The sequence below is a fragment of the Tsukamurella sp. NPDC003166 genome (genome assembly GCF_040611135.1).
In the GTDB taxonomy this organism is placed as follows: domain Bacteria; phylum Actinomycetota; class Actinomycetes; order Mycobacteriales; family Mycobacteriaceae; genus Tsukamurella.
In genome coordinates, this window is record NZ_JBEXNL010000004.1 from 144,831 (window position 1) to 156,613 (window position 11,783).

At 72.9% G+C, this 11,783-nt stretch carries 10 protein-coding genes; 7 read left to right on the top strand and 3 right to left on the bottom strand.

Going from position 1 to position 11,783, the window contains the following annotated elements:
• On the top strand, window positions 1-3,327 hold the full coding sequence (locus ABZX10_RS06660) for an ATP-dependent DNA helicase (protein WP_355536151.1): 3,327 nt from the start codon (window positions 1-3) through the stop codon (window positions 3,325-3,327).
• The gene (locus ABZX10_RS06665; RefSeq protein ID WP_355536154.1) at window positions 3,320-6,646 is read left to right on the top strand and encodes a UvrD-helicase domain-containing protein; all 3,327 of its coding nucleotides are present in this window, start codon (window positions 3,320-3,322) and stop codon (window positions 6,644-6,646) included. Before ABZX10_RS06660 ends, ABZX10_RS06665 begins: the two co-directional genes overlap by 8 nt.
• Before the next feature lie 3 nt (window positions 6,647-6,649).
• On the opposite strand, the gene ABZX10_RS06670 is transcribed toward ABZX10_RS06665, so the two are convergent.
• The gene (locus tag ABZX10_RS06670; RefSeq protein ID WP_355536157.1) at window positions 6,650-7,057 is read right to left on the bottom strand and encodes a hypothetical protein; all 408 of its coding nucleotides are present in this window, start codon (window positions 7,055-7,057) and stop codon (window positions 6,650-6,652) included.
• Window positions 7,058-7,152: 95 nt separating this feature from the next.
• Between ABZX10_RS06670 and ABZX10_RS06675 the strand changes: the two genes are divergently transcribed.
• Window positions 7,153-8,253, top strand: a complete 1,101-nt coding sequence (locus ABZX10_RS06675) for a potassium channel family protein (protein ID WP_355536160.1) — start codon at window positions 7,153-7,155, stop codon at window positions 8,251-8,253.
• A gap of 1 nt (window position 8,254) precedes the next feature.
• On the opposite strand, the gene ABZX10_RS06680 is transcribed toward ABZX10_RS06675, so the two are convergent.
• Window positions 8,255-9,049 carry a sulfurtransferase gene (locus ABZX10_RS06680; protein WP_355536163.1) on the bottom strand — a complete coding sequence of 265 codons (795 nt, stop codon included), beginning with the start codon at window positions 9,047-9,049 and terminating at the stop codon, window positions 8,255-8,257.
• A gap of 14 nt (window positions 9,050-9,063) precedes the next feature.
• Between ABZX10_RS06680 and nudC the strand changes: the two genes are divergently transcribed.
• From nudC to ABZX10_RS06700, 4 genes are all read left to right on the top strand, one after another.
• Window positions 9,064-9,966, top strand: a complete 903-nt coding sequence (gene nudC, locus ABZX10_RS06685) for an NAD(+) diphosphatase (RefSeq protein WP_355536166.1) — start codon at window positions 9,064-9,066, stop codon at window positions 9,964-9,966.
• A 78-nt stretch (window positions 9,967-10,044) separates the two neighbouring features.
• Complete coding sequence (locus ABZX10_RS06690) at window positions 10,045-10,602, top strand: hypothetical protein (RefSeq protein ID WP_355536169.1); 558 nt, start codon at window positions 10,045-10,047, stop codon at window positions 10,600-10,602.
• Between the two features lie 66 nt (window positions 10,603-10,668).
• Window positions 10,669-10,941 carry a DUF1778 domain-containing protein gene (locus ABZX10_RS06695; protein WP_355536172.1) on the top strand — a complete coding sequence of 91 codons (273 nt, stop codon included), beginning with the start codon at window positions 10,669-10,671 and terminating at the stop codon, window positions 10,939-10,941.
• Window positions 10,941-11,444 carry a GNAT family N-acetyltransferase gene (locus tag ABZX10_RS06700; protein WP_355536175.1) on the top strand — a complete coding sequence of 168 codons (504 nt, stop codon included), beginning with the start codon at window positions 10,941-10,943 and terminating at the stop codon, window positions 11,442-11,444. Before ABZX10_RS06695 ends, ABZX10_RS06700 begins: the two co-directional genes overlap by 1 nt.
• Window positions 11,445-11,521: 77 nt before the next feature.
• On the opposite strand, the gene ABZX10_RS06705 is transcribed toward ABZX10_RS06700, so the two are convergent.
• A complete protein-coding gene (locus ABZX10_RS06705) occupies window positions 11,522-11,761 on the bottom strand; it encodes a mycoredoxin (protein WP_355536178.1) in 240 nt (79 codons plus the stop codon).
• Window positions 11,762-11,783: the final 22 nt, after the last annotated feature.

Sequence of the window (11,783 nt, forward strand, 5' to 3'; positions counted from 1 at the left end):
ATGGTCGGCGGTGGAGCGGGAGGTTCCCGCGGGGACGGTTCCCGGGCTGACGGTGCGGGCAGGCACCGTCGGCCGCGCCTGCGGCTGCAGTACACGGCTCCCGAGCCGCCCCCGGTCCGCGAATGGGAGGGGCCGATCGCCGAGCTCGCCGCGCCGGCGTCGGGCGCGCTGCCGCTGGACATGGGCGGGTGGGCGCCGTACCGGATCCGCGGGGGCCCGGGGACGGGCAAGACCGCCGCGTTGATCGACATCGCCGTCGCCAAGCTCACTGACCCGTTCGTCGATCCCGAGTCCGTACTTGTGCTCGCCGGGAACAAGCGCTCCGCCGGGGCGCTGCGCAGCGAGCTCTCCGCGCGCGTGCTCGCGGGGAGCGAGGGCGTGCACGCCTCCGGCGAGCCGCTGGTGCGCACCGTGCACTCGCTGGCCTTCGCGGTGCTGCGGCTGCAGGCCTCCACTACGGGTGGCCCGCCGCCGCGGCTCATCACCGGCTCGGAGCAGGACGCCGTGGTCCGGGAGCTGTTGCGCGGCAACCTCGCCGACGGTGGCGCGTTCTGGCCGGAGCGGCTGCGGCCCGCGCTCGTCACGAACGGCTTCGCGGGCGCGTTGCGCGACCTGTTCGCGCAGGCGGCCCAGCGCGGTGCGGGGCCGGACGAGATCGAGGCGCTCGCCCGGCGGTTCAACCGCGGTGAGTGGCTCGCGGCGGCGAACGCGCTGCGTGAGTACCAGGAGACCACGCTGTTGCGCGGCTCCGTAGGGCTCGCCGGGCCGCAGGCGGTGGCCCCGGCGGTGGATGCGGCGGAGCTCATCGATGCCGCGGTCACGGCCCTGGCCACCGACGATGCGCTGCTCGCACAGCAGCGCGCGCGCATCCGGTTCCTCCTGGTCGACGACGCGCAGAACCTCGATCCGCTGGCGTCGGCGCTGATCCGGCTGTTGGGCACGGGAACGGAGCTCACGGTGATCGCGGGCGATCCGGACCAGGCGGTGAATTCCTTCCGGGGCGCCAGCACGCGGTTCCTGCAGAGCATGGAGGTCCCGCCGGAGCGGGATGTGCTGCTCGAACGCAGCTTCCGGTTCGGGGAGGAGGTGGCTAACGCGGTGAACCGGGTCTCGGCCCGGCTGCCGCACCGGTTCGGGGCTGTCGCGCCCGAGCGGCCGCGGCCCGGATCGGCGGCGGTGCGGCTGTTCTCCACTCCGGCGAAGGAGGCCGACGCCGTCGCCGCGATGCTGCGCCGCGAGCACGTTCTCGGCGGCGTCCCGTGGGAGGCCATGGCGATCGTCGTGCGCTCGGTGTCGGCGTCGGTCGCGCCGCTGCGGCGCGCGCTCGCGTACGCCGGCGTTCCTGTCACCGTCCCGGCCGACGATGTGCCGCTGGCGCGGCAGCGCGCCGTGCACGCGCTCCTGCTCGTGCTGCGCGCGGCGGTCGCCCCCGAGGGGATCGACCCGGCCGAGGCGGTCACCCTGCTCGCGGGCCCCGTGGGCGGTGGTGATCCGCTCACGTTGCGGCGGGTGCGCCGAGCGGTGCGCCGGGCGGATCCGGCGGAGGAACGCGGCTCGGCCGAGATCCTGACCGCGGTGCTCACCGAGTCGTCCGAGTTCGCTCCCTACCGCACGGTGCTGACAGAACTGGAGGCCGAGCCGGTCGAGCGGGTGCTCGCCGCGGTCCGTGCCGCTCGCGCTGCCGCCGAGCACGGCACCGTCGAGGAGGTGCTGTGGGCCGCGTGGGCCGCGACCGGTCTGGCGGCCCGGTGGGGCGCGCTCGCTCTCCGTGGCGGAACCCTCGGCGACCAGGCCGACCGCGATCTCGACGCGGTGATGGGCTTGTTCGACTCGGCGGCGGACTTCACCGACACGCTGCCCACCGCGTCGGTCGCCGCCTTCGTGGAGTACCTGGAGCAACTGCAGATCCCGCGGTCCGACCGCGCGCGGGGCCGCAGCGGGCAGGCCACGGTCCCGGGGGTGACGCTGCTGTCCGCGCACAGCGCCGTGGGCCGCGAGTGGGACGTGGTGGCCGTGGCCGGGGTGCAGGAGGGGCGCTGGCCCAACCTGCGCCGCCGCGGCGGGCTGCTCGGTACTGACGACCTCCTGGACGCGCTCGACGGCATGGAACCGTCGGCGCTGCCCACGGTGTCGAGATCGCTGCCGATGCTCGCGGAGGAGCGTCGCCTGCTGCTGGTGGCGTGCTCGCGGGCGCGGCGCGTCCTGCTCATCACGGCGGTCGACACCGCGGACGGCGAGGGTGATCTGGTGCCCTCGCGGTTCCTGCAGGGCATCGCGCCGTCGGGCGACGAGGACCCGGAGACGTACACCCCGGCGGTGGAGAGCGCACCGTCGGCCTCTCTGGACCTGCGGACCCTGGTCGCGGTCCTGCGCACCGCGGTCTGCGACCCCGAGCGCGGCGAGGCCGAGCGGGAGCACGCCGCCCGGCAGCTGGCGCGCCTTGCGGCGGACAGGGTGCCCGGAGCCCACCCCGACAGTTGGTACGGCCTCGCCGGCGCGAGCACCGACGATCCGCTCTGGCAGCCCGCCGACGGGCCGGTGGCGCTGTCCCCGTCGAACGTGGAGGCACTGTCGGCGTGCGCGCTGCGCTGGATGCTCGAGCGGTTCGGCGGGAGCGATGGGGACTCGGCCAAGCAGGCGACGGGCAACCTGGTGCACACCCTGGTGCAGGCGGTCGCCGGGCGGATCCCGAAGGACGAGGTCACCCGTTCACTGGAGAAGGTCTGGGACCGGGTGGATCTCGAGGCCGACTGGTTCGCGCAGCGGGAGCTGGCGCGCACCGAGGAGATGCTGGAGTCCTTCCGCGCGTGGTTGGCCGGGAGCCGCGGTGAGCTCACCGAGGCGGGGGTGGAGATCGGCGTCGACGCGGTGATTCCCGGAGACGCCGCCGCGGGCGGGGACGACCCCGATGTCCGCATCCGCGGTCGGATCGACCGGCTGGAGCGCGACGCCCTCGGGCGGGCCGTGGTAGTCGACGTGAAGACCGGCCGCACCCTGCCGACGCAGGCCGAGGGGCAGGCGCAGGCCCAGCTGCGCACCTATCAGGTGGCGCTCGCGCACGGCGGCATCGGCGGCGTCCCGGAGACCCCGGGCGGCGGCAGGCTGGTGTACGTGGCGAAGTCGCACAACAAGACGGGGGCCACCGTCCGCGAGCAGGACGCGCTGGCACCCGAGGACGTGGACGAGTGGCTCGGCGTGATCCGGGAGGCCGCGCGCCGCACCCGGGGCCCCGTGTTCCCGGCCACGCTGAACGCCTCGTGCCAGTACTGCGCGGTGGCGTCGTGCTGCCCGGTGGTGGACAAGGGAAGGGCGGTCACCGATGACTAGTGAGAACGCTGCGTTCCCCCATTCGCCATTCATCTGCGCGGTCGACCTGGCGCACGAGCTGGGCCAGGCGTTCGCGCCTACCGAGGAGCAGCGCGCGGTCATCGAGGCGCCACTCGGCCCGTGCCTGGTGGTCGCGGGCGCCGGGGCGGGCAAAACGGAGACGATGGCCGGCCGGGTGGTGTGGCTGATCGCCAACCGCTATGTCACGCCCGACCAGGTGCTGGGGCTGACGTTCACGCGGAAGGCCGCGCAGCAGTTGATGATCCGGGTGCGCAAGCGGCTCGCCCGGCTCGCGGGGGCGGGCGTGGTCGACCGGATCGACCCGTCGGGCGAGCTCCGGGCGTCGCTGCGCACCGTCGAACCCGAGATCAGCACGTACCACGCCTACGCGGGCCGGCTGCTCGGCGACTACGGCATGCTGCTCCCGGTCGAGCCGTCGGTGCGGCTCGTCTCGGAGACCGAGCGGTGGCAGATCGCGTACGACGTGGTCACCGGGTGGGACGGCGCGCTCGAGGTCGACAAGAATCCGACGAACCTCACCGAGGCGGTGCTGGGCCTGTCCGGGGCGCTGGCCGATCACCTCGTCACGCCCGATCAGCTGGAGGCCGACGACGACGAGCTGGAGCGGCTCATCGGGCTGTTGCCGCCCGGCCCGCGGCAGAAGGCCGCGCCGAACGCCGCGCTGCTCAAGGCGGCGGAGATCCAGGAGCAGCGGCGGCGACTGATCCCGCTCGTGCGGGGCGTCGCGGCCGAGATGCGGGCACGGGAGGTGCTGGACTTCGGCAGCCAGATGGGGCTCGCGGCGCAGCTCGCACTGGCGAATCCCGATGTCGCGGGGTTGGAGCGCGCCCGGTTCGGGGCCGTACTGCTCGACGAGTACCAGGACACGGGGCACGCGCAGCGCATGCTGCTCGCGTCGCTGTTCGGCGGCGCAGCGGGGGCCGCCGCGGTCACGGCGGTGGGCGACCCGATCCAGTCGATCTACGGCTGGCGCGGTGCCTCGGCCGCCAACCTGCCCCGGTTCGCGACGGATTTTCCGCAGAGCGATGGTGAGCCCGCGCCGCGCCGCGAGTTGCTCACCAGCTGGCGCAACCCGACGAGTGCGTTGAGCCTCGCGAACGCGGTCTCCGAGGATCTGCGCAGCCGCGGCGTCCCCGTTTCCGAGCTCAAGGCCCGGCCCGACGCGCCGCCCGGTGACCTGCGGATCGCCCTGCACCCCACGGTGATCGACGAGCGGGACTGGGTCGCCGACGCGATCGCGGCGCAGTGGCGCGGCCGCATCGAGGCGGGAGAGGAGCCGCCGACGGTGGCCGTGCTCGTCCGCCGCAACGCCGACTCCGCCGGGCTCGCCGCCGCACTCGGCGAGCGCGGTGTGCCGGTCGAGGTGGTGGGTCTCGGTGGTCTGCTGCACACTCCGGAGGTGCAGGACGTGGTGGCGCTGCTGCGGCTCGCGGTCGAGCCGCTGGCCGGCACGGCCGCCATGCGGTTGCTCACGGGGCCGCGCTGGCAACTCGGCGCCGCCGACCTGCGCGCGCTGTGGGACCGCGCGCGCCGCATCGCGCACACCACGGGCCGCGCCGCCACGGGCGCGGTGTCCAGTCCTGAGCAGCTCGACGCCGCGCTGGATGCGACGCTGCCGTCCGAATCCCTCGACGCCGCCGGCCTCGGCGACGCGATCGCCGACCCCGGCCCCGACGCGAACTACTCGCCGGCGGGGCTGGCGAAGATCCGCTCGTTGGACCGGGAGGTCCGGCACGTCCGCGAGCGGCTGGGTCACCCGCTGCCGGAGGTCGTCGCCGAGGCCGAGCGGGTGCTGGGCGTGAGCATCGAGACCCGGATCCGCGCCGCGCGTCAGCTCGGTGGCCGCGCCACCGGCCGCGAGCACCTCGACGCCTTCGCCGACGTGGTCGTCTCCTACGCCGAGCGCCCCACCGCGACGCTGCCCGGACTGCTCGGCTTCCTCGCCGCCGCGGAACGGGTCGAGGGCGGCCTGACGCCGGGCGATGTGGAGGTGGCCACCGACCGCGTCCAGGTGCTCACCGTGCACTCGGCGAAGGGCCTGGAGTGGGACGTCGTCGCAGTGCCGCACCTGTCGGAGGGAATCTTCCCGTCGGGCCGCGCGATGCCCACGTGGCTCTCCAGCGCCGCCGAGCTGCAGCCGACGCTGCGCGGCGACGTCGCCGAACCGGGTGAGGCAGACGGTGTGCCGCGCCTGGACCTCGCCGACTGCAACAACCGCAAGGATCTCGAGGACGCGCTCGACGCGCATCGCAAGGCGCTCAAGGGCATGAACATGCACGAGGACGAGCGGCTGTTCTACGTCGCCGTCACGCGCACCCAGTCCGTGCTCCTGCTGTCCGGCCACTACTGGAGTGAGGACGTCAAGACGCCGAAGGCGCCGTCGCGGTTCCTCGTCGCGGCCCGCGATCACGCCCCGGATGCGGTGCGGGAGTGGGCCGGCGAGCCGCTCGAGGACGCGCCCAACCCGCTCGAGGCGGAACCCGTGCAGGCGCCGTGGCCGCGCGACTTCCTCGCGGCGCACCGTCCGGCGATCGATGCCGGGGCCGAGCGCGTCCTGGCGGCGCTCACGCAGGCGCCCGCAGAACCCGAGCCCGACGGTTCCGGACCCGACGAGGACGACCCGTACGGCTGGGCCGCCGAGGTCACCGCGCTCCTGGCCGAGCGGACGCGACAAGCGGAGGCGGAGCTCAAGGTCGCGGTGCCGCGGGAGGTGTCGGTGAGCCAGCTCGTCGAGCTGCGGCGCAGCCCGGCCACGTTCGCGAGCCGGCTGCGGCGCCCGGTGCCCTTCAAGCCGAATCCGTACGCGCGCCGCGGCACCGCGTTCCACGCGTGGCTCGAGCGGCGGTACGGTGCGTCGCGGCTGCTCGACCTCGACGAGCTGCCCGGCGCCGCCGACGGCGACGCGGGCGCGGACGAGAACCTCGCCCTGCTGCAGCGGCGGTTCGAGGAGAGCGAGTGGGCGGCGCGCACCCCCGTCGACATCGAGGTGCCGTTCGAGATCGCCGCGGCCGGCACCGTCGTCCGCGGCCGGATGGACGCGGTCTTCCGCGACCCGGGGGGCGGGTTCACCGTCGTTGACTGGAAGACGGGCGTCCGGCCCACCGAGCCCGGCGACGAGCGGGCGGCCGCCGTGCAGCTGGCGGCGTACCGTCTGGCCTGGGCACGGCTGCGGGACGTGCCCGTCGACGACGTGCGGGCGGCGTTCTTCTACGTGCGCTCCGGCGAGACGGTGGCACCGTCGGACCTGCTGGACCATGCCGGCCTCGCGGACCTGATCACGAGCGCGGGGGAGCGCTGACGATCAGGCGGACTCGCCGGTGTCCCGCGCGATCCGGACGGCGGTGACGACCATCGGAAGCTGGAGGGGGAGCCGGGCGTAGGCGCCCAGCTTGAGCGGCAGCGGCTTATCGGACCACTGCTGTGCCATGTACACGTTCGCCGGGAACACCGCGGCGAACAGGGCGGTGGCCGCCACACCGCCGAGCCGGCGCGTCTTCGGCGCCGCGAGCAGCGCCGCCGTGGTCAGCTCCGCGACGCCGGAGAGCCTAGTGGCCCGGCGGGGCGTGAGCCGGAAGGGCAGGTTGGGCGGAACGATCGAATCGAAGGGCTTCGGCGCGACGAAATGCGCGACACCCATCCCGGCCAGGGAGAGGGCCATGCCCTTCGCGGCCTTGTCGGTGCGGCGGGCGGGACGGTCTGTGGACACCATCTCAAGATTGTGGCAGATTGCACGTCGGCTCCGGGGACGTGCTAGACCGGACAGGTAGTGACCAGCGTTCGTGCGAAGGATCGTCCAGGACAGGTATGACTGCACGCAGTAAGTTCCGGCGCCGGAGCAAATCCGAGCTGACGGATCTGCCCGACCACGCGCTCGTCAGCGTCCTGCGCATCCCCGCCGGTGATGCCAGCCCGTGGCGCGCGATCGGCGCCCGCATGCTGGTGGCCCTGGCCGCGCTGTTCCTCGCCGTGCTGATCGTCTACATCGAGCGCGACGGGTACCGCGACTCGGCCATCGAGGCCGGCATCGACGGCCGCACCCGAATGACCTTCCTCGACTGCCTGTACTACGCGACGGTGTCGCTCTCGACCACGGGCTACGGCGACATCACCCCGATCACCCAATCCGCGCGCCTGATCAACGTCCTGCTGATCACCCCACTGCGCATCCTCTTCCTCATCGTCTTGGTCGGCACCACGCTCCAGGTCCTCACGGAGCGGTCCCGCCAGGCGTTCAAAATCCAACGCTGGAGGGCTGCTGTGCACAACCACACGATCGTCGTGGGCTACGGCACGAAGGGCCGGACCGCGGTGAGCGCGATGATCAACGACGGCATGGAGCCGGGCAAGATCGTCGTCGTCGACACCGATCAGGCCGCCCTCGAGGTCGCCGAGATCGACGGGCTCGTGACGGTCCGTGGCGACGCCACCAAGGCCGACGTGCTGCGGCTTGCGGGCGCGCCCCGCGCCGCGTCGATCATCATCGGCGCCAACCGCGACGACGCCGCGGTGATGGTCACGCTGACCGCCCGCGAGCTCGCGCCGCGCGCCAAGATCGTCGCGTCGATCCGCGAGTCCGAGAACACGCACCTGCTGCGCCAGTCCGGTGCCGACTCGGTGGTCGTCTCCTCGGAGACCGCCGGTCGCCTGCTGGGCATGGCGACCACCACCCCGTCGGTGGTGGAGATGATCGAGGACCTCCTCTCGCCCGGCGACGGCTTCAACATCGCCGAGCGCGAGGTCACGCGCGTCGAGGTGGGCCGCTCGCCGCGGCACCTGCCGAACATCGTGTTGGGCGTGGTCCGCAAGGGGCACCTCTACCGCGTCGACTCGCCCGCCGTCGCCGTGGTCGAGGCGGGCGATCGCCTGTTGTTCGTCCGGAACGCGGACGCGAAGGTACCGAACTGAGCTACGCGCCCGTCGCGGCCGGACGGTCGGTGCCCGCGTACTGCGACCAGCTACCGGGGTAGAGGCGGCCGCCGTCGAAGCCGGCGTGTTCGGCGGTGAGCAGGTTGTGGCACGCGGTCACGCCGGAGCCGCAGTAGGCGACGAAGTCCTCCCCGGCGCGCAGGCCCGCGGCCTCGAACCGGGCCCGGAGCTCCGGGACGGGGAGCAGCGCGCCGTCGGACACGTTGTCCCGGCACGGCACGCTGACGGCCCCGGGGATGTGCCCGGCGCGCGGGTCGACGGTCTCGTTCTCGCCGCGGAACCGGTCCGCGGGGCGCGCGTCGATGACGGGGACGGCGCCCGCGGAGGTCTCGTCGATCGTCGCCAGACGGTCCGTCGGCCAGGGCCGGGGCGTGAAGGTCGCGGGGGCGGGCACGACGGTGCCGGTGTCGTCGAGGGGGCCGAGCGGACCGTCGAGCAGGGCGGCGTCCTCGCCGAGCGACCGGAGCAACCAGACGAGTCGCGCCGCCATGACGCCACCGTCGTCGTCGTAGGCCACGACGGTCGCGCCGTCGCCGATGCCGGCTGCGGAGAGCCCGGCGGCGAAGGCCTCCGGTGTCGGGAGCGGGTGCCGGCCTGCCTCCGGGGACGCGGGCGCGGCGAGGTATCCGTCGAGGTCGACGTAGACCGCGCCCGGGAGGTGTCCGGCGTCGTACGCCTCGCGGGTGGAGCGCCCGTCGAGGTAGCACCGGGTGTCGGCCAGGATCACGCCGGGGTTGGCCCGCACCCAGGCGGCGTCCACGAACGGTTCGATCATGCCGTCAGCCTACGATGATGAGTGTGGCGAAGCTCAGTCTGACCGTGCCCCCGCTCCTGTCGCGTTTCCACGTCGACCGCGCCGACGACCTGCGCGCCGACGAATCCGCGCTCGACGCCGTCTGGGCGACCGCGAAGGTGCTGCGCATCGACCCGCGCGGCCGCTTCGACCTCGACGGCACCGCCCTCGTCTTCGCCCGCGGCCACGAGGTCGCGTCGTCGCGCCCGGCGGACGCGGTGCTGCTGGGCCGGGTCGACGGTGCGCCCGTCTTCGCGCTGCGCGTCGACGTCTTCGACGGTGCCGACCTCCGGATGCGCGGCCACCTGCTGTCCCCGGTCGATTCCGCGCTGCTCGGCGAGGCCCTCGGCATCCTCAATTGGCATGCTACCGCCGGGTTCTCGCCGGTCGACGGTGCGCCGACCGTCCCCGGGAAGGCGGGCTGGGTGCGCACCACCGCCGACGGGCGCGAGGAGTTCCCGCGCACCGACGGCGCGATGATCACGCTGGTCCACGACGGCGGCGACCACGTGCTGCTGGGCCGGCAGCACCAGTGGCCCGAGCGGTTGTTCTCGTTGTTCGCGGGGTTCGTGGAGCCGGGGGAGTCGCTGGAGCAGTGCGTCGCGCGCGAGCTGCACGAGGAGGCGGGGATCGCGGTGGACGAGATCACCTACGTCGCGAGCCAGCCCTGGCCCTTCCCGCGGTCGCTGATGCTGGGCTTCACGGCCCGTGCCTCGCGGGATGCGGAGCTCGACTTCCGTGACGGCGAGATCGCCGAGGCGCGGTGGTTCAGCCGGCTCGAGGTCCGGGAGGCGCTGGCAGCGGGGGACTGGAGCACCGACGCCCCCGATGCGCCGCTCCTGCTGCCCAACTCCATCTCCATCGCCCGGGCGATCACCGAGGCGTGGGCGGCGCAGTAGGTCTCCACCCGGATCTCCACCCATCCCTCCACCGACAGGCCGAGGGCTTCCGCGCGGAATGCTCATAGCGTTCTTCCCATGAGCTACGTACGAGGTTTCCTTCCCTGGATCGTCCTGGCGATCGCGTCGTCGACCATCGGCTGGCAGTGGGGCGCGCTGGGCGCGCTGGCCGCGACCGCGGTGGTGCTGCATCTCGATCGGCGCGCGGGTATCCGGGCCGGCGCGCTCGAGTTCGGTGGTGCCGTGTACTTCGTGGCGCTGGCGGTGCTCGCCTTCGCGGCGCCGCACTCGCCCCTCGAGGCCTACGACGGTGCCCTCTCCTCCGGGTGGCTCGCGGTGATCGCGGGTGTGGGGCTGGCGACGGGGCGACCGTTCACGCTGGCCATCGCTCGTCGTTCCGTCGATGAGGAGACCGCCCGGCATCCGATGTTCCTGCACGTCAATATGGTGATCACCGCGGTGTGGACGGTGTCCTTCGCGGCGGCGGCGCTGCTCGGCGCGGCGTGCGTCGCGACGGGTGAGTCGGAGCTGGTGCGCATCGCGGTGCAGGTCGCGGCGTTCGCCGTCCCGGCGCTGTTCACGAAGACCTACGTCGCTCGGATCGGGGAGCGGCGGGCCGCGCTCGCGGCAGCGTGAGATCTGCAAATCTTCTGGTCGGTGTACGGACAGTGTCCGTACACTGGTCGTTGGAGGTGGCCGACCATGACTGCTGCGAAGACCCGCAGGTTGGAAATGCGAGTCGACGAGGAGACCGTTGCGCGGATCAACCGCGCGGCGAGCATCGTTGCTGAGCCCGCGTCCGAGTTCCTGCGCAAGGCCGCGTTGTCCCGCGCGGAGGAGGTTCTCCGAGATGCTCTGACCACGTCGATGCCCGCGGATCAATTCGACGAGCTGCTCAGTGGCCTCGATCGTGCGGACGAGGCGCCGGCGCTGGCGGAGTTGGCGCGGCGGCCCCGGGTCTACCGCCGGTCCTGATGTTCGATTCGGAGCGCCTGAACCAGACGCACGAGGTGGAGGAGTTCGACTCGGGCAACACCTGGTTGGATTCCTGGCTCCGCACCTTCGCGCGACGGGCGGATTCCACGGGAATCGCGCGGACGTACGTGTGGACCGCGCCAGCCGACAGGCGAGTGGTGGCCTACTACGCGCTCTGCCCGACCGAGGTGGACCGCGCCGCGGACGGTGTGCCGTCGTCGGTCGCCGGTGGTGTGACCCGGATCCCGGGATACCTGCTCGCGCGGCTCGCGGTGAGCCGGGATCACCAGGGGCGTGGCCTTGGCGGACAGTTGCTCCTGGACGCGCTGGAGAAGGCCGTGCAGGCCTCGGAGATCAGTGGCGGACGCGTGATCGTCGTGGACGCGATCGACGATGCCGCGCAGGAGTTCTACCGGCGGTACGGATTCGTCCCGGTTCGCGGGCGGCACAGGCGGCTGGTGATGAAGACGGCCACCGCAGCGCGGGCGGTGCGCGGTGGATGAGCCTGAGCGACAAAAAGTGCGGTCATTCGTCTCAAGGATCCTTGAGACGAATGACCGCACACTCCTAGGGAAGGACCTTAGGCGCCGAGCTTGCGCTTGACGTCGGCCAGCGACGGGTTGGTCGCGGTGCTGCCGTCCTCGTACTTCACGGTGGGCACGGTCTGGTTGCCGCCGTTGACACCCTCGACGAAGGCCGCCGCGGTGGGATCCTCCTCGATGTTGATCTCGGTCCAGGAGATCCCGTTGGCCTTGAGGCCCGTCTTGAGGCGGTTGCAGTAACCGCACCACGTGGTCGTGTACATCGTCAGCTGGCTCATGTCACAACTCAACCACGCCACG

Coding starts and splice junctions, on each gene's coding strand:
- ABZX10_RS06680 (WP_355536163.1), bottom strand. CDS start 9,049: ATGATCGAACCGTTCGTGGACGCCGCCTGGGTGCGGGCCAACCCCGGC.
- ABZX10_RS06660 (WP_355536151.1), top strand. CDS start 1: ATGGTCGGCGGTGGAGCGGGAGGTTCCCGCGGGGACGGTTCCCGGGCT.
- ABZX10_RS06705 (WP_355536178.1), bottom strand. CDS start 11,761: ATGAGCCAGCTGACGATGTACACGACCACGTGGTGCGGTTACTGCAAC.
- ABZX10_RS06695 (WP_355536172.1), top strand. CDS start 10,669: ATGACTGCTGCGAAGACCCGCAGGTTGGAAATGCGAGTCGACGAGGAG.
- ABZX10_RS06700 (WP_355536175.1), top strand. CDS start 10,941: ATGTTCGATTCGGAGCGCCTGAACCAGACGCACGAGGTGGAGGAGTTC.
- ABZX10_RS06690 (WP_355536169.1), top strand. CDS start 10,045: ATGAGCTACGTACGAGGTTTCCTTCCCTGGATCGTCCTGGCGATCGCG.
- nudC (WP_355536166.1), top strand. CDS start 9,064: ATGATGAGTGTGGCGAAGCTCAGTCTGACCGTGCCCCCGCTCCTGTCG.
- ABZX10_RS06675 (WP_355536160.1), top strand. CDS start 7,153: ATGACTGCACGCAGTAAGTTCCGGCGCCGGAGCAAATCCGAGCTGACG.
- ABZX10_RS06665 (WP_355536154.1), top strand. CDS start 3,320: ATGACTAGTGAGAACGCTGCGTTCCCCCATTCGCCATTCATCTGCGCG.
- ABZX10_RS06670 (WP_355536157.1), bottom strand. CDS start 7,057: ATGGTGTCCACAGACCGTCCCGCCCGCCGCACCGACAAGGCCGCGAAG.